The organism is Streptomyces sp. TOM-9, from assembly GCF_056858595.1.
This window is the reverse complement of sequence record NZ_JBXEQB010000001.1, coordinates 2,099,062-2,117,222: the sequence shown is the minus strand read 5'-3', so window position 1 is coordinate 2,117,222 and position 18,161 is coordinate 2,099,062. Positions and strand designations below refer to the sequence as shown.

The 18,161-nt window shown below is 75.4% G+C and carries 10 protein-coding genes; 9 read left to right on the top strand and 1 reads right to left on the bottom strand.

Going from position 1 to position 18,161, the window contains the following annotated elements; all coding sequences use genetic code 11:
- Positions 1-56 precede the first annotated feature (56 nt).
- The 7 genes from AC1VWI_RS09940 (at position 57) to AC1VWI_RS09910 (ending at position 14,317) form a co-directional block, all read left to right on the top strand.
- Complete coding sequence (locus tag AC1VWI_RS09940; RefSeq protein ID WP_499510597.1) at positions 57-1,178, top strand: glycosyltransferase family 4 protein; 1,122 nt, start codon at positions 57-59, stop codon at positions 1,176-1,178.
- Positions 1,175-2,329 (top strand): glycosyltransferase, encoded by a 1,155-nt coding sequence (locus tag AC1VWI_RS09935; protein WP_499510596.1) that lies wholly within the window; start codon positions 1,175-1,177, stop codon positions 2,327-2,329. The genes AC1VWI_RS09940 and AC1VWI_RS09935 overlap by 4 nt, the downstream gene beginning before the upstream one ends.
- Positions 2,326-3,366: an SGNH/GDSL hydrolase family protein gene (locus tag AC1VWI_RS09930; RefSeq protein ID WP_499510595.1), complete on the top strand. Its 1,041-nt coding sequence runs from the start codon at positions 2,326-2,328 to the stop codon at positions 3,364-3,366. The genes AC1VWI_RS09935 and AC1VWI_RS09930 overlap by 4 nt, the downstream gene beginning before the upstream one ends.
- A gap of 4 nt (positions 3,367-3,370) precedes the next feature.
- Positions 3,371-6,973 carry a hydantoinase B/oxoprolinase family protein gene (locus AC1VWI_RS09925; RefSeq protein ID WP_499510594.1) on the top strand — a complete coding sequence of 1,201 codons (3,603 nt, stop codon included), beginning with the start codon at positions 3,371-3,373 and terminating at the stop codon, positions 6,971-6,973.
- A gap of 44 nt (positions 6,974-7,017) precedes the next feature.
- The gene (locus tag AC1VWI_RS09920) at positions 7,018-8,568 is read left to right on the top strand and encodes a hypothetical protein (RefSeq protein ID WP_499516760.1); all 1,551 of its coding nucleotides are present in this window, start codon (positions 7,018-7,020) and stop codon (positions 8,566-8,568) included.
- A gap of 40 nt (positions 8,569-8,608) precedes the next feature.
- Positions 8,609-9,490, top strand: coding sequence for a hypothetical protein (locus tag AC1VWI_RS09915; protein ID WP_499510593.1), 882 nt, complete (start codon positions 8,609-8,611; stop codon positions 9,488-9,490).
- Between the two features lie 108 nt (positions 9,491-9,598).
- Complete coding sequence (locus AC1VWI_RS09910) at positions 9,599-14,317, top strand: hypothetical protein (RefSeq protein ID WP_499510592.1); 4,719 nt, start codon at positions 9,599-9,601, stop codon at positions 14,315-14,317.
- 55 nt (positions 14,318-14,372) lie between these two features.
- Here the strand turns inward: AC1VWI_RS09910 and AC1VWI_RS09905 are convergent, their stop codons facing one another.
- Positions 14,373-14,813 carry a hypothetical protein gene (locus AC1VWI_RS09905; RefSeq protein ID WP_499510591.1) on the bottom strand — a complete coding sequence of 147 codons (441 nt, stop codon included), beginning with the start codon at positions 14,811-14,813 and terminating at the stop codon, positions 14,373-14,375.
- A 324-nt stretch (positions 14,814-15,137) separates the two neighbouring features.
- On the opposite strand from AC1VWI_RS09905, the gene AC1VWI_RS09900 reads away from it, so the two are divergent.
- Positions 15,138-17,726 (top strand): sensor histidine kinase, encoded by a 2,589-nt coding sequence (locus AC1VWI_RS09900; RefSeq protein WP_499510590.1) that lies wholly within the window; start codon positions 15,138-15,140, stop codon positions 17,724-17,726.
- A complete protein-coding gene (locus tag AC1VWI_RS09895) occupies positions 17,723-18,151 on the top strand; it encodes a roadblock/LC7 domain-containing protein (RefSeq protein ID WP_499510589.1) in 429 nt (142 codons plus the stop codon). Before AC1VWI_RS09900 ends, AC1VWI_RS09895 begins: the two co-directional genes overlap by 4 nt.
- The last annotated feature ends 10 nt before the right edge of the window (positions 18,152-18,161 follow it).

Here is an 18,161-nt window from a genome sequence, read left to right as displayed (position 1 = left end):
CCAAGGTGAAAGATCCACGTGACCCGGACAACGCCCGGGGAGCCGACAACGTCCGTATGCGAGTAGCCATCGTCACAGAGTCCTTCCCACCCGACGTCAACGGAGTGGCCCACTGCGCGCTGCGCACGGCCGAACATCTGGTCCGCAGGGGCCACGAGCCGCTGGTGATCGCGCCGGCCGGCCCGCAGGAGTCCGTGCCGGGGGACGAACCGTGCCCCGTCGTGCGGGTGCCGTCGCTGCCGCTGCCCGGCTACCCGCAGGTCAGGGTGGCGCTCCCCGGCCGCAGGACCGCGGCGACGATCGCCGCGCACCGCGCCGAACTCGTCCACCTGGCCAGCCCGTTCATCCTCGGGGTGCGCGGCATGGCCGCGGCCACCCGGCAGCACATCCCCGCGGTCGCCGTGTACCAGACCGACCTCGCAGGGTACGCCCGCACCTACCTGAGCCGCGGTGAGAGCACCGCGTGGCGCCGCATCCGCGCCGTGCACACGGCCGCCGACCGCACGCTCGCCCCGTCCAGCGCCTCCCAGCGCGACCTGGAGGCGCACGGCGTCCCGCGCGTGCACCTGTGGCCGCGCGGCGTGGACTCCGTGCGCTTCGACGCGGCCCACCGCGACGAGGCGCTGCGCCGTGAACTCGCCCCGAACGGTGAGGTCCTGGTGGGCTACATCGGCCGCCTCGCACCGGAGAAGCACGTGGAGCTGCTGGCCGGCGCGGGCCGGCTGTCCGGGGTGAAGGTGGTCGTCGTCGGGGACGGCCCGAGCGCCCCCGGGCTGCGCGAGGCGCTGCCGGACGCGGTGTTCCTCGGCCGCCGCACCGGCCACGACCTGGCGCGGATCTACGCCTCCCTCGACGTCTTCGTCCACACCGGGCCGTTCGAGACGTTCTGCCAGACCGTCCAGGAGGCGATGGCCAGCGGGCTGCCCGTGGTCGCCCCCGCCGCCGGCGGTCCGCTCGACCTCGTCGACCACGGCCGCACCGGGCTGCTCGTGCCGCCCGGCGACGTGGACGCCGTCACCGGCGCCGTACGGCTGCTGGCCAGCGCCCCGGCCATGCGCGACCAATTCGGCGCCGAGGGGCGCGCCGACGTGGCCGCGCGCACCTGGGAGGCCGTCGGCGACCTGCTCCTGGAGCACTACGCGCAGGTGCTCGACGCCCGCACGGCGGTGGCGGCATGACCGGCCCGCTGCGCATCGTCAGGCTGGCGAACTTCGTCACGCCCACCTCCGGCGGCCTGCGCACCGCGCTGCGCCACCTCGGCGAGGGCTACCTCGCGGCCGGCCACGACCCGGTCCTGGTCGTCCCCGGCCCCGCCGCCAAGGACGAGATGACCTCCCAGGGCCGCGTCATCACCCTCCCCGGCCCCCTGGTCGCCGGTACCGGCGGCTACCGCGTCCTGACCGGCCGGGCCCGGCTGGAGGCGGTGCTGGACGGCCTCCGCGCCGACCGGCTGGAGGTCTCCGACCGCACGACGCTGCGCTGGACCGGGGAGTGGGCGCGCCGCCGCCGGGTGCCGTCCGTCATGGTGTCCCACGAGAGCGTCGACGGGGTGCTGCGCACCTGGGGTGTGCCCAGCGGCCTCGCCCAGGGCGCCGCCGACCGGCTCAACCGCCGCAGCGCGCACGTGTACTCGCGCATCGTCTGCACGACGGCCTGGGCGGCCGCGGAGTTCGAGCGGATCGGGGCCCGCAACGTCGTACGGGCGCCGCTCGGCGTCGACCTGGAGGCATGCCACCCGGCGCACCACGACCCGGAGTTGCGTGCCCGGTACGCCGGCAACGCCGAGGTGCTGCTGGTGATGTGCTCCCGCCTGTCGCCCGAGAAGCGGCCGGGACGCGCCCTGGAGGCCCTCGCCCACATGCGTCGCCAGGGCGTGGACGCCGTCCTCGTCGTGGCGGGGGACGGGCCGATGCGCGCCCGCCTGGAGGCCCGGGCCCGGGAGGCCCGGCTGCCGGTCACCTTCGTCGGGCACGTCCCCGTCCGTCGCGCCCTGTCCGCCCTCCAGGCCACCGCCGACGTGGTCCTGGCCCCGGGCCCGGTGGAGACGTTCGGCCTGTCCGCCCTGGAGGCCCTCGCCTGCGGCACCCCGGTCGTCGCCAGCGCGCTGTCCGCGCTGCCCGACATCCTCGGCCCGGCCGGTGCCGCCGCCACCGACGACGGCCCGGCCTTCGCCGACGCCGTCGGCCACCTGCTGGCCCGCCCGGAGCCCATGCGCCGGGCCATCGCCCGCGCCCAGGCCGAGCGCTACGGCTGGCCGACCGCCGTGAGCGCCTTCCTCGCCGCCCACGACGCCGCGCCCCGGCTCACGGTCCCGGAGGTCACGCCATGACGACAGGCACGCAGACGCCCACCGTCCCCGGACGTGCCAGACCCGCGGCCCACGCGCCCACCGGGGTCGCGGTACCCGTCCAGGACCAGGTCACCGTCCGGATGCCCGCCCCTGTTCCCGCCCCTGTTCCCGTCCCCGCCCCGGCCACCGCCCCGGTCTCGGTCCAGGCCGCCGCCGTGTCCGCCGGCACGAAGGAGATACGTTTCGCCGCCCTCGGCGACTCGCTGACCGAGGGCCTCGGCGACCCCGTCGCCGGCGGATGGCGCGGCTGGGCGCCGCTCCTGGCGCACGGGCTGGCCGCCGAACCCTCGGCTGTGCGCCTGCTCAACTGCTCCCGCAGCGGCGCCCTCACCAAGGACGTCGTCGAGGAGCAGCTGCCGCGCGCCCTGGACCACCGGCCGCACCTGGCCTCCGTGGTGATCGGCGCCAACGACACGCTCCGCGGCAGCTTCGACATCGAGACCGTCGCCCGCCGCCTGGACACCGTCCTGGCCCAACTGCGCGCCCAAGGCGCCGAGGTGCTCACCGCCTGTCTGCCCGACCCCGGCCGCATGCTGGGCCTGCCGTGGCCGCTCGCCCGCCCGCTGGGCCGCCGGATGGCCGCGCTGAACCAGGTCGTGCACGTGCTGTCCGAGCGGTACGGGGCCGTGCACCTGCATGCCGCCCGCCATGCGTGGGCGGCCGACCGCGCCTCGTGGAGCGCGGACCGGCTGCACCCCAGCGAACTCGGCCACCGACTGCTGGCCCGGGAGTTCCACGACCTCCTGGTCTCGCGCGGCCTGTCGGACGGAGAACCGCCGTCCACGACCCCCGGCGGCCCGGGACCGGGCGCCGCGGCCAGCGTCTGGTGGATGGCGACCAAGGGCACCCGCTGGGTCGCCGACCGCTGCACCGATCTGCTGCCCGATCTGCTGCGGCTCGCCGGCCGGGAGACCCGGCACCGGCTGGCCGGCACCGACGGGCTGCTGGACCTGCGCTCCCGCGACGCCACCGCCGGTGCGCTGGCCCGCCTGGAAGGGACGTCCCTGGGACAATGAGGGTGTGACCGGACGCTGGGAGTTCTGGATCGACCGGGGCGGCACCTTCACCGACGTCGTCGCCAGAGCGCCGGACGGCGGCCTGGAGACGTGCAAGCTGCTCTCCCACGACCCCGGGCGCTACCGGGACGCCCCCGTCGAGGGCATCCGGCGCATGCTGGGCCTGGACCCGGGCGAACCCGTGCCCGCCGACCGGATCTCCGCCGTCAAGATGGGCACCACGGTCGCCACCAACGCCCTCCTGGAACGCAAGGGGGAGCCGACCGTCCTCGTCGTCACCGAGGGCTTCCGTGACGCGCTGCGCATCGCGTACCAGAACCGGCCGCGGCTCTTCGACCGCCGGATCGTCCTCCCCGAGGCGCTCTACGAGCGCGTCATCGAGGTCCCCGAACGCATCGGCGCGCACGGCGAGGTCGTCCGCCCCCTCGACCCGGCCGCCACCGGAGCGGCCTTGCGTCAGGCGCGCCGGGACGGCCTGACGAGCGTCGCCGTCGTCCTGCTGCACGGCTACCGCCATCCCGCCCACGAGCAGGCCGTCGCGCGGGCGGCCCGCGAGGCCGGGTTCGACCAGATCAGCTGTTCCCACGAGGTGAGCCCGCTGATCAAGCTGGTCCCGCGCGGCGACACCACCGTGGTGGACGCCTACCTGTCGCCGATCCTGCGCCGTTACGTGGACGAGGTGGCCGCCGAACTGCGGGGCGTCCGGCTGATGTTCATGCAGTCCAACGGCGGGCTCCGCGAGGCCGGTCACTTCCGGGGCAAGGACGCCGTGCTGTCCGGCCCGGCCGGGGGAGTGGTCGGCATGGCCCGCACGTCGCGGCAGGCCGGGTTCGACCGGGTCGTCGGCTTCGACATGGGCGGGACCTCCACCGACGTCTCCCACTGGGCGGGCGAGCTGGAACGCGTCCTCGGCACCCAGGTGGCGGGCGTACGGATGCGGGCGCCCATGATGGACATCCACACGGTGGCGGCGGGCGGCGGCTCCGTCCTCCACTTCGACGGGCAGCGCTACCGCGTCGGCCCCGACTCCGCGGGTGCCGACCCGGGCCCCGCCTGCTACCGCCGCGGCGGCCCGCTGACCGTGACCGACGCCAATGTGATGCTCGGCCGTGTCCAGGCGGCACACTTCCCGGCCGTGTTCGGCCCGGACGGCGACCAGCCGCTGGACACCGAGGCCGTCCGCGCCGGTTTCGCGCGCCTCGCCGAGGAGTCCGGGGCCGCGACCGGTGACCGCCGCACCCCGGAGGAGGTCGCCGCGGGTTTCCTGGAGATCGCCGTCCTGAACATGGCCAACGCCGTCAAGAAGATCTCCGTGCAGCGAGGCCACGACATCACGCGCTACGCCCTCACCAGCTTCGGCGGAGCCGGCGGCCAGCACGCCTGCGCGGTCGCCGACGCCCTGTCCGTCGACACGGTCGTCGTGCCCCCGCTGGCCGGTGTGCTGTCCGCGTACGGGATCGGCCTGGCCGACGCCACCGCCATGCGCGAGCGCTCCGTGGAGACCGGACTCGGCGAGGACGGGCTGCCCGCGCTGCGCAAGGCCCGCGACGAGCTCGAGGGGCTGGCCCGTGCGCAACTGCGCGAGGACGGGGTCCCCGACGACACCGTCGAGACCGTCACCCGCGTCCACGTCCGCTACGCGGGCACCGACGCGTCGCTCCCGGTGCCGATGGGCACGGTCGACGCCATGCGCGAGGCGTTCACCGCCGACCACCGCGCCCGGTACGCCTTCACCATGGACAAGCCCCTGGTCGTCGAGGCGGTCTCGGTCGAGGCCGTCGGCTCCGCGGGCGCGCCCGGACGGCACCACGTGGAGCCGCCGGCCCGCGAGGGCCCGCTGCGACCGGCCGCCGAGGTGTCGCTGTACACGGAGGGCCGGCGGCAGGCCGGCCCCCTGTTCCGCCGGGACGCGATGCGCCCGGGCGACACCGTGGAGGGGCCCGCCGTGATCGCCGAGGCCGACGCGACGACCGTCGTCGACCCCGGCTGGCGGGCCGCGGTGGGCGAGCACGGCCACCTCCTGCTCACCCGGGTGCGGCCGCGGCCCGGCCGGGTGGCGGTCGGCACCGAGGTCGACCCGGTGATGCTGGAGATCTTCAACAACCTCTTCATGTCGATCGCCGAGCAGATGGGGGTGCGCCTGGAGAACACCGCCCACTCCGTCAACATCAAGGAACGCCTGGACTTCTCCTGCGCCCTGTTCGACCCCGAGGGCAACCTGATCGCCAACGCCCCCCACATCCCCGTCCACCTCGGCTCCATGGGCGAGTCCATCAAGGAGGTGCTGCGGCGGAACGAGGGCACCATGCGCCCGGGCGACGCCTACGCGATCAACGACCCCTACCACGGGGGCACCCACCTGCCCGACGTCACCGTCGTCACCCCCGTCTTCGACGACGAGGGCCGGTCCCCGCTCTTCCTCGTCGCCTCACGCGGCCACCACGCCGAGATCGGCGGCCTCACCCCCGGCTCCATGCCCGCCTTCAGCCGCACCGTGCACGAGGAGGGCGTCCTCTTCGACAACTGGCTCCTGGTGCGCGACGGCCGCCTGCGCGAGGAGGAGACCCGCGCCCTGCTCACCGGCGCCCCCTACCCCTCGCGCGACCCGGACACCAACATCGCCGACCTGCGCGCCCAGGTCGCCGCGAACGAGAAGGGCATCGCCGAGCTGCGGCGCATGACCGCGCAGTTCGGCCTCGACGTCGTGCACGCCTACATGCGGCACGTGCAGGACAACGCCGAGGAGTCCGTGCGGCGCATCGTCGCGGGCCTCCACGACGGCGACTGCGCGTACGAGACCGACAACGGCGCGGTCGTCCGCGTCGCCGTCCGCGTCGACCGCGCGGCGCGCTCCGCCGTCCTGGACTTCACCGGCACCTCGCCGCAGCAGGAGGGCAACTTCAACGCGCCGCGGTCCGTGGTCATGGCCGCCGTGCTCTACGTCTTCCGCACCCTCGTCGCCGACGACATCCCGCTCAACAGCGGCTGCCTGAAGCCGCTGGACGTCCGCGTCCCCGAGGGCTCGATGCTGGCCCCGGAATACCCCGCGGCCACCGTGGCAGGCAACGTGGAGACCTCCCAGGCCGTCACGGGCGCCCTGTACGCCGCGCTCGGCGTGCAGGCCGAGGGTTCCGGCACGATGAACAACGTCACCTTCGGCAACGACCGGGTGCAGTACTACGAGACCGTCGCCAGTGGTTCCGGGGCGGGCGAGGGCTTCGACGGCGCCGACGCCGTCCAGACCCACATGACCAACTCCCGGCTCACCGACCCCGAGATCCTCGAGTGGCGCTACCCCGTCCGCGTCGAGGGCTTCGCCCTGCGCGACGGCAGCGGCGGCGACGGCCGGTGGCACGGGGGCCGCGGGGCCGTCCGTCGCATCCGCTTCCTGGAACCCATGACGGTCGCCCTGCTGTCCGGCCACCGGCGGGTCGCCCCGTACGGCCTGGCCGGCGGCGGGCCCGGCGCCCTGGGCGCGAACCGGATCGAGCGCGCCGACGGCTCCCTCACCCCGCTCGGCGGCGTCGACTCCGCCGACGTCGGGCCCGGTGACGTCCTGGTCGTCGCGACGCCCGGCGGGGGCGGCTACGGGGCCGCAGGCGGCTGAGGCGGCCCGGGCGCGGGGCCGCCCGGACCGTGCCGTTTGGGATGATGTCGGTCCGAGCGCCTAGTCTGTGCGTCGTGACCACGACCGTTCCGCACCAGCTCAGCGGCGGTGTCCGGCCCGCGCCGGGGCCGGCCGCGGACGAGGGCCTGGCCCGCCGGCTCAAGGCCCTGGCCTGCACCGCGCCGCTGCACGACCTCGACGTGCGCAAGGCCAACCTCGCGGGCGAGTACTCGGTGTACGCGATGGCGGAGGTGGCCCTGGCCGCCATCGACCTGGTCACGCTCAACATGGACTTCGACACCGGTGCCGACCACGACCAGATAATCTCCCGCCTGCTGCCGCGCATCGCCGCCCAGGCCCCCGGCCGCCCCGCCGCCGAGCACGAGCGGGTGGGCCGCTGGGTCCTGGAGAACCTGATCAACGTCGGCAGCGTCGACCGCGGCTTCCGCGCCGTCTACGGCACCTTCGGCCACGACGGGGCGTACGTCCGCCGTGACTACGACTTCAAGCTGATCGAGGAGGTACCGGGCCGCGACGGCACCGTCTACCTGCGCACCACCGACGAGGCCGTCAACGTGCTCGTCGGTGCCCTCGACACCGACGTGACCAGCGCCCAGATCGCCGCCGAGGTCAAGCTCGAGGTGCTGATCAACCGGGGCCGCCTCGCCGACGCCCAGCTCGCCGCGGAACAGGCCCGCTACCGCACGGTGCAGTACGCCGAGACGCTGCGCCGCGCCCTGGACGCCACCCGCCGCAACGTCCGGGCGGTCGACTGGATCCGCACCGTCCCCGACATGATCGACGAGGCCCTCGACCACGTCGCCGACCGCTACCGGCACGAGAACGCCATCCTGACCAACATCCGCAAGGCCAGGGACGAGTCGGAGGACCCGGAGCACAAGCGCCGCGCCGCCGAGCTCGTCGACATCGTCAAGGACTGCATCCGCCGCCACACCCAGCTGCAGTCCCGGCTGCTGGAGGCGGGGCCGATCTTCCGCGCCGAGCAGGACCGGCAGGCCTTCGCCGCACCGCGCGGCGGCGCCCTCGTCGGCATGCTCGACCTGTACGGGCAGCTGGTCGCACCGGTCCTGCCGCTCCCAGTGGAGCAGGCCACCCGGGTCACCGACGCCTGGTTCGCCCGCGGCACGGGCCTGCGCACCCCCGCCTCGGTACGCGTCACGGACCTCGTGGACGCCCTGCTCACCCCGCCGCTGGAGCGTGAGCACCTCGGTGCCGAGATGCCCGAGCCCGACCTCGTCGCCACGCCGGACGACAGCCGGTTCAGCGAGGAGCAGCTGGAGACCGCCCTGGAACTCCTCGACCTGCCGCACGACGCCCCCCGCCGGCTGTCCGGGCTGCTCGCCGAGGCGCGCCGCCTCGATCCCGAACTGCCCTACCTGGTCGCCCTGCTGGCGGTGCACGCCGCCAGCCCGCCGGTCGGCACCGCCTACCGTCAGGGCGAGGAGCGGCTGCTGTTCGCCGTGGACGACGGCACCGGGCTGGACGACCCCGAGTTCGGCGGCGCCGACCTGATCGTGGGCACGGCCAGGCTGGACGCCGCCGGGATGGCCGCCGAGCGGTCCGAGGTGGCGTGACGATGAGCGAACCGACCATCCGTACCGAGGAGACGACCCCGTGAGCGACCACCGCGACGGCGAGAGCACGCAGCCGCCCGCAGCGGCCCCCGGCCCGGCGGCCGTCACGCCGGGCGACGCCGCGGACGCCGCCCGTCTCGTCTCCTTCGGTCTCCAGCCGAAGCTGCTGCCCGCGCGCGACGTCGAGTACGCCGAGCTGCTCCGCCGCTACCGCGAGGACCCGCTGTTCTCGCGGCTGGCCGACGCCGTGGCCGCCGGGCTCGGCCTGGTCGTGCTGGAGGTCTCGCCCCGGGCCGGCATGGCGCTTGCCGCGGGCGAGGACTCGGTCTTCGCCGTCCGCATGGGCGACTACTCACGCCGCGCCGCGTCCGACGCGGGCGACCGCTTCCTGCACGGCCTCGCCCATCTCGCCACCGCCGCCATGGCCTTCCCCCGCCCGGAGGACCTCGCCGACGACGCGTACATCGGCCGGGTCACCGTCAACGGCATCGACGGCTTCCTGCGCCAGGCCTGCCGCAGGCTGGAGGAACGGGCCGAGGAGCAGGGCGAGAACACCGACCCGGCCAGCGACGCCCCCGGCCTGGAGGCCGCCTGGCGGGTCTACGTGCGCCGCAGCGCCACCGGCGCCACCAAGGACGCCCGGCGCCTGGCGGGCTCCACCACCGGCATCGTCGGCAAGGCCGTCTCCTTCCTCGTCGACTCGGGGTTCCTGCAGCGCACGGGTGACGAGTCGGGCGGCACCTACCGCACCACCGCCCGCTACCAGCTCCAGGTGCGCGACATGGCGGGCAGCGCCGCCATGGCCGAGCTCCTCGACCTCGGGATCGTGCCCCGGGCCGGCGACTCGGCGGCCCTGATGCCGGCCGCGGACGGCGACGACCTCGACCTCGTGACCGGAGCCGGCCTGCCCTTCCACTCCTGAAGCGGCACCCCGCACCCGGCCCCGCACCCGCCTCCCGGATCCTGCCGATCCACCCGAACCCGCCGACCACAGACCACAGACCACAGACCACCACGACGAGAGCCCCCCATGTACGAGCTGTCCCGGGTCCGCCTCTACTCCATCGGGCCCGCCGGTGCGCGTTACGCCGACACCGTGCTGGACCTGCGCGGAGTCGGCGAGCCCGTGCCGCAACCCGCCCCCGCCCAGGCGGAGTTCTTCGAGGACGAGCCGACCGGCCCGCCGCGCCGTCCGGCGCCGGCGGGGGTGCTGTTCCTGGAGAACGGCGGCGGCAAGTCCGTCCTGCTCAAGCTGATCTTCTCGGTCATGCTGCCCGGTCACCGCAACACCCTGGGCGGGGCCAGCTCCGGCGTGCTCCGCAAGTTCCTGCTGGCCGACGACTGCGGCCACGTCGCCCTGGAGTGGCAGCACACGGTCACCGGCGAGCTGGTCGTCGTCGGCAAGGTCAGCGAGTGGCGCGGACGCCAGGTCTCCTCCGACCCGCGCAAGTTCGCCGAGGCCTGGTACTCCTTCCGGCCCGGTCCGGGGCTCAGCCTGGACTCGCTGCCCGTCGCCGAGTCCACCGCGGTGCGGACGCCCGTCGAGGGCGCCTCGGGTGCCCGCGGGCGCCGCCGCACCATGAAGGGCTTCCGCGACGCCGTGACCGACGCCGCACGCTACTACCCGCACCTGGAAGTGGTGTGGGAGGAGATCCACGACCGGTGGAACGAGCACCTGGGCGAGCTCGGTCTCGACCCCGAACTCTTCCGCTACCAGCGGGAGATGAACGCCGACGAGGGCGAGGCGGCCGGTCTGTTCGCGGTGAAGAAGGACTCCGACTTCACCGACCTCCTGCTGCGCGCGGTCACCGACACCCGGGACACCGACGGCCTCGCCGACCTCGTGCACGGCTTCGCGGGCAAGCTGGGCCGCCGGGCCGAACTCACCGCGGAACGCGACTTCACGGCGGGCTCTCTGGAACTGCTCGGCCGCATCGTCGACACCACCGCCGCCCGCGACCGGGCACGCGGCGTCCACGCCCAGTCCGAGCACCGCAGCCGCGCCCTGGCCCGCAGGCTGTCCGCGCGCGCCCGCGAGGAGCGGGGCCGCGCCGCCGAGCTGGCGCAGGAGACGGCCCGTGCCGCGCACACCGTCACCGACGCCGAGGCCGCCCGCGGCCGCAGCGCCCTGGTCGCCGCCGAACTCGCCTACCGGCACGCCTCGCTGGCCCTGGCGTCCGGCGAGAAGAGCGCCACCGCGCTGCGCCGCGAACTCAACGACGCCCGGACGCTGCAGTCCGCCTGGCAGGCCGCGGAGATCGTGCTGCGGCACCGGGCCGCAGCCGACCGCATGGCCCGGGTCACCACCGCCATCCGCGAGGCGGAACGGGACGCCGCGCCCGCACTCGCTGCCCGTGCGAAGGCTGCGGGCGATCTCGTCCGCGTGCTGCGGGCCGCCGCGGACACCGCCGACGAGCGGGCGGACGCGGAGGAGGAGCGGTCCGCAGGACTCCAGGCGCAGTCCGAGGCGGCGCACCGCGACGCCACCGCCGCCGCGACGGAGGCGCAGCGCGCGCGCAGCGAGTCCGGGCACCTGGTGCAGCGGCTGGCGGAGGTCGAGCAGGAGACCGCCGAGGCGGTCCGGACGGGCTGGCTGGACGACTCCGCCCCCGACGCCGACCCGGCCCGCGCCGCCCTGGACGCCTCGGACGCGGAGAAGGCCGCCGCGACCGCCGCGGAGGCCGCCCGTGACGCCGCCCGCCGGGCCGGTGACCGGGCCCGGGAGGCCGCCGCCGCCGACGCGCGCGCCGAACTGTCCGCCGCCCGCGCCGCCGACGCCCTCGCCGCGGCCGAGGCCGCCCACTCCGCCGAGTCACGCGTCGCGGACGCCCTCGCGGCCGAGCCGCGCCTGGCCGAACTGCTCAGCCTGCCGACCGCGGAGGCCCCCGGCACCGTCCCGGCGGCCGGCACCGCGGGGGACACCGCCGCGGACCGCGGCCCCGCCATCCCCGCGCAGACCTCCGCGGCCCGGCGCGCTGCGCCCGGGGCCGGACGGCGTCCCGCCGAGCAGGGCCCGCTGACCGCGGCCGAACTCGACACCTTCGCGGAGCCGCTGCAGGAGATGCTGGACGGCGCGGTGGCCTCCGCCGAGCGGCAGTTGTTCGACCTGCGCACCGCCGCCGCCGACGACGCCCGCATCCTGGCCGCGCTCGGCGACGGCGGGCTGCTGCCGCCGGGCCCCGACGTCCTCGCCACCGTCGAGCACCTGGGCGAGCACGGCATCCCCGCGCTCCCCGGCTGGCGGTACCTGGCCCAGGCCGTCGACCCGGCCGACCACGCCGCCGTGCTCGCCGCGCGCCCGGAACTGGTGGACGGCGTGGTCGTCACCGACCCCCAGAGCTACCTGCGGGCCCGCGAGGTGCTGGCGCAGGCGGCCCTGCTGCCGCGGTCGACCGTCACGGTCGGCACGGCGGCGGCGCTGCTCGCCCCGCCGCCCCCGGCGGGCACCGAGTCCGAGCTCTTCCTCGTCCCGCCCAACCCGGCCATGCACGACGAACTGGCCGCCGACGGCGAGCGCCAGGCGCTGCGCGGCCGCGCGACCGCCCGGGAGGAGGACATCCGCGGGCTCGCCGCCCGCCTGGCCGAGGACCGCACGCTGGCCGCCCGCCTCTCCTCGTGGCGTTCGGGCTGCCCGAGCGGCCGGCTCGCCGAACTCGCCGCAGCCGTGGAGACCGCCCGGGAGACCGCGGTGGCCGCCCGCGAGGAGCTCGCCGAGGCACGCTCCGTACGGGTGGAGGCCGACGAGGCCGCCGCGGCGGCGACCGCCCTGCGCGACGAGCGCCAGGAGGTGGCGCAGCAGGCCCGGCGGGCCGCCGACGCGCTCGCCGGTCTCGCCTTCCGGCTGCGGGAGCGGGCCAACTGGCAGCGCAGGACGCGCGAGCTGGCCGAGGACGCCGTCGAGGCCGAGACCCGCGCCGAGGCCTGTCTGACCCTGGCGCGCGCCGCCGACGAAGACCGCCGTGCCGCCCAGCGCGCCGCGGACGACGCGCGCCGGACCGCGCGCGTGCTCCGCGCCGAGCGCTCGGAGATCACCGGCGCCCCCGACGAGGCCCTGGAGGACGAGGACGGCGCCGGGCAGCCGGCCGGCGCGCTGCCCGCCCTGCGCGAGGCCTACCGTGCGGCCTCCCAGGTGTACGAGAAGGTGGGCGTCGGCGCCGACCTGCGGGCCGAGCAGGCCCGCGCCGAGAGCACCGAGCAGTCCGCGCTCGCCGAACTGGAGCGCCTCACCAACAAGGTGCGCACCCGCGCCGCGCAGCTGCTGGAGGGCCCGGACGGCGCCGACGGCCCGTCACGGCAGGCCGCGGCCGCCCGCGCGGAACAGCTGGTGGCCACCTTGGACTCCCGCGCCGCCGCCGCGAGCGAACTGCTCGGCCGGCTGCGCGGCGAGGCCGAGCGGCACGCTCCGGCGGACGGCGGGACGCACACCGAGCTCCCCGGGGAACTGCTGCCCCGCGACGCCGAGCACGCCCAGGAGCTGCTGCGCGGAGCCAACGGCGAACTGGCCACCCGCACCGATGCGCTGGCCCACGCCCGGGACGGCCACGGCGACCTGGTGCGCGCGCACCGCGCCGCCGAGGACGCCGCGAGCGGCTTCGACGAACTCGCCGCACTGCTGCGGGACCTGCTCCGCGACGGCGACCGGCAGCCCGAGGACGGCGAGGAGGAGCCCGAGCCGTACTCCGGCTCCCTGGAGGAGGCCAGGACCGCCGTCGCCGAGACCCGCCGCAGCCTGCGCGGCTGTGCCGCCGACCTGTCGGCGGCCGAGTCGCAGCTGCGCGAGGCCTGCGACGTCCTCGTACGGCACGCCAACGCCGCCCGCTACGAGCAGGTGCGCACGCCGGCCCGCCAGCAGATCCGCGAACTGCCGGCGTCCGCGCTGCCCGAGCACGCGGCGGCCTGGCACGCCGCCTTCGAGCCGCGGCTGCGCGTCCTGACCGACGAGCTGGAACAGCTGGAGCGCAACCGCGACAGCATCGTGGACCGGCTGCGCGGCATGGTGGAGTCCTCGCTGACCACCTTGCGGTCGGCGCAGCGGCTGTCCCGCCTGCCGGAGGGGCTGGGGGAGTGGTCGGGGCAGGAGTTCCTGCGGATCCGCTTCGACGACCCGGACCACGCGGCGCTCGACGAGCGGCTCGGCGCCGTGATCGACGAGGCGACCCGGGCGGCCGTCCGCAAGAACTCCGACCTGCGCCGGGACGGCATGTCGCTGCTGCTGCGCGGGGTCGCGGCCGCCCTCGAACCCAGGGGGGTGGCCGTCGAGATCCTCAAGCCGGACGCCGTGCTGCGCGCCGAGCGCGTCCCCGTCGGGCAGATGGGAGACGTCTTCTCCGGCGGCCAGCTGCTCACCGCGGCCATCGCGCTGTACTGCACGATGGCCGCGCTGCGCAGCAACGACCGCGGCAGGGACCGGCACCGGCACGCGGGCACGCTCTTCCTCGACAACCCGATCGGCCGCGCCAACGCCACCTATCTGCTGGAGCTGCAGCGTGCGGTCGCCGACGCGCTGGGCGTCCAGCTGATCTACACCACGGGTCTGTTCGACACCACGGCGCTCGCCGAGTTCCCGCTGGTCGTACGGCTGCGCAATGACGCGGACCTGCGCGCGGGCCTGAAGTACATCAGCGTCGAGGAGCACCTGCGGCCCGGACTGCCCGTCGCGGACCCGGAGTCCGAGCCGGTGCACGGCGAGATCACGGCGACGCGGATGTTCCGCCGCCCGGCGGACCAGCCGGCCCCGCAGGGCGGCTGACCTCCGGGCGCGCCGTCCCGAAGGCCGTCCGGTCCCTCGGGACGGTGCGCCTGCCTCAGGCGGTACGCGCGCCGGTGCCGGGCAGCTGCCGGCGCCGTGCGGCGCCGCGGGCCCCGGCCCGGGCCCGGCGCCGTTCCCGCCGGCGTTCGCGGCGCAGCCTGCGGGCCGCGCTGCTCGGGCTGGACACCACGCCGTTGCGCTGGTTCCAGACCTGGCGGGTGATCCACACGTCCAGCACCGCCCAGGTGGCGACGACGGTGAAGGCTATGGCGGTGAGCATCGCCGGCGCCGCGAGCCAGGACTCACCGGCCGCCCCCAGCATGGCGATCACCGCGGCGATCAGGGTCAGTGCGACGACGAGCACGGCCCGCACGGCCGCCCGGCGCACCGGGTCGGGCATGCGCGGCCGCCCGACGGGCTCTTCGACCCACAACGGCCGCCGGGTCTTCCGCGGCGGAATGTCGCGATCCAGTGCGTCCTCGACGAGGTCGTCCATGAAATCTGCTCCCCTGCGGGATACCGGTGATGCGGTGCCGGATCCCCGATGTCCGACTCCAGAGTGGCTGCCCGGTTTCCGCCGATGAATGCCCTCCGCATTCCGGAGCGCCCCTCCCCTCCTGTCATACGACGGAAAGACGCCCCGGGTTCCCTGTGCGGTGCATTTCGGCCAGCCGCGCCCGCTGTTCATCCGTACGAATCGGGTCGTCCCGGGGCAAGAGCGGAAGCAGGGCTTTCGGATTGGTCATCCGGCAGTAGTAGGCTCGCGCCGTTTGCAGTCGGAACACGACAGCCCTTGACCGGGTTTGACGTTGGGGAGGCCATGCGCTTTCGCGGTACGACGATCCGGCGGAAGATCGTGGCACTGCTGCTCATTCCGCTGGTGTCCCTCACGGCCATCTGGGCCTTCGCCGCAACTCTGACGGGGCGTCAGGTCTGGGGCCTCTTCGGCGTCGAGCAGACCGTCAACGCACTCGGCTACCCGGTCGAGGACAGCATCCAGGCGCTCCAGCAGGAACGCCGTTCCGCCATGCTCTACTTGGCCGATCCCCGACGTTCCGACGCCCGTGGCACCCTGCTCGCCCGCGAGCGCGAGACGGACAAGGTGATCGCCCGGCTGCGCGGCAACGCGGCCTCCGGGGCCAACCGGGGCCGGCTGGCCCCCGACGCGCTGCGCCGGCTCGACCTGGTCGTCAGCGAGTTCGGCGGCCTGGAGACGCTGCGCGACAAGGTCGGCAAGGGCACCATCGGCCGCAACGACGCCTTCGCCGCCTACAGCGGCCTCTTCGACCCGGCCTACGCGTTCCTGGACTCGCTGAACCCGCTCAACAACGTCGCCATCGACAAGCAGGGCCGCGCCCTCATCCAGGTCACCCGGGCCCGCGAGGCGATCAGCCAGGAGGACGCCCTCATGGTGGCGGCCATCGCGGCGGGCCGCATGAGCGCCCCCGAGATGCGCTCCTTCACCTTCGCCGTCGCCGAGCAGCGCGCCTACTACGCCGACAACCTCCACCTGCTGACCGCCGACGAGCGCGCCCTCTACGACGCGTACTGGGCGGGGCCCTCCGGCCGCGCCCTGCGTGCCGCCGAGGACGCGGTCATCTCCGCGGGCGCGTCCGGCGCGCCCCAGGCCGCCGACCGCGCGTCCTGGCAGACCACGGCCACCACCGCGCTGACCGACCTGGACCGCCTGGGCGTCGAGGCGGGCGACCTGCACAAGAAGCGTGCCGAACCGATCGGCATGCGGCTGGTCGCCACCGCCGCGGTCGCCGGTGGCCTCGGTCTGATCGCGGTCGTCGCCTCCGTCTTCGTCTCCATACGCGTCGGCCGCAGCCTGATCCGAGACCTGTCCCGGCTCCGCAAGGAGGCCCAGGAGGTCTCCGGCACCCGGCTGCCGCGCGTCATGCGCCGTCTCGCCGCGGGCGAGGAGGTCGACGTCGAGACCGAGGCGCCGCGGCTGGACTACCCCGACGACGAGGTCGGCCAGGTCGGCAAGGCCGTCAACACCCTGCAACGGGCGGCCGTCGAGGCCGCCGTGCGCCAGTCCGAGATGCGCCGCGGCGTCTCCGAGGTCTTCGTCAACCTCGCCCGTCGCAGCCAGGTGCTGCTGCACCGCCAGCTCACCCTGCTGGACGCCATGGAGCGGCGCACCGAGGACCCGCAGGAACTCGCGGACCTCTTCCGCCTCGACCACATGACCACCCGCATGCGCCGCCACGCCGAGGGCCTGGTGATCCTCTCCGGCGCCGTGCCGTCCCGGCAGTGGCGCAAGCCGGTGCAGCTGATGGACGTGGTGCGGGCGGCCGTCGCCGAGGTCGAGGACTACGAGCGGGTCGACGTGCGCCGGCTGCCGCGGCTCGCCGTCACCGGTCACGGCGTCGCCGACCTCACCCACCTCATCGCCGAACTCATCGAGAACGCCACCGTGTTCTCGCCGCCGCACACCAGCGTCCAGGTGCACGGCGAGTCCGTCGCCAACGGCTTCGTCCTGGAGATCGACGACCGCGGCCTCGGACTCACCCCCGACGCCATGCTGGAGGCGAACCTCCGCCTCGCCGAGACCCCCGAGTTCGAGCTCTCCGACACCGACCGGCTCGGGCTGTTCGTCGTCAGCCGGCTGGCCCAGCGCCAGGGCGTCCGCGTCTCGCTGCGCCAGTCCCCGTACGGCGGCACCACGGCCGTGGTGTTCGTCCCGGCGTCGCTCCTCACCGAGCCCGGCGAGGACCAGCCGGACGAGCCCCTCGACGACACCCTCGACGAGACCCGCGACGGGACCGCCGTGGCGGCCGTCGTGGAGGCTCCGGCGCCGGCCGAGGCGGACGAGCCGCGGGTCGCACCGATGTCGGCCGCCACCGAGCACAGCTTCCGTCAGTGGGGCCTGGTCCCGGAGCCGGACGACGAGCCGCGCGAGCACCGGCCGCAGGTGCCGGAGACCGTGGGGACGCCGGCGCTGACGGCCGCTCCCGACGCGGTACCGGGGGACGCGCCCACGGTCCTGCCGCGTCGCCGCCGCACCCCGGTCCTGGTCGCCGAGAACGGCCGGCCGGTCGGCGAGGCGCCGAGGCCCGCCGACCCCGCACCGCAGGAGGAGCCCGCCGGCGCGGGACTGCCCCGCCGGGTCCGCCAGGCCAGCCTCGCCCCGCAGCTGCGCAGCGACTCCACCACCCAGACCCGTGGCGCCGCCACCGGCGGCGCGGACGACGACGGCGGGCACGAGCGCTCGCCCGAGGAGGTGCGCGACCGCATGGCCTCACTGCAGCGAGGATGGCTGCGTGGCCGCGCGGACACCGCCGACGACCTCGGCACCGACGGCACCGACGACGTCCGCCCCACCGACCGCCCGGGAACCACCCCGGCGGAGCGAGGGGGCGACAGCGCAACCAGATCCACCACGGAGGGGAACGGTCCATGACCGCACCATCGAGCCCGACCCGCGAGCTCAGCTGGCTTCTCGACGAACTCGTCGGCCGCGTGGCCAGCATCCGCAAGGCGCTGGTGCTCTCCAGCGACGGCCTGGCCACCGGCGCGTCCGAGGGCCTGACCCGTGAGGACGCCGAGCACCTCGCCGCCGTCGCTTCCGGCTTCCACAGCCTCGCCAAGGGCGTCGGTCGGCACTTCGAGGCCGGCAAGGTCCGGCAGACCCTCGTGGAGCTGGACGAGGCCTTCCTGTTCGTCACCGCCGCGGGTGACGGCAGCTGCCTGGCCGTGCTGGCCGACGCCGACTCCGACGTCGGCCAGGTCGCCTACGAGATGGCGCTGCTGGTGAAGCGGGTCGGCGTGCACCTCGCGACCGCCCCGCGGACCGACGACGACGATGACGCGGCGCGGGCGGTGTGACGAGGACGTC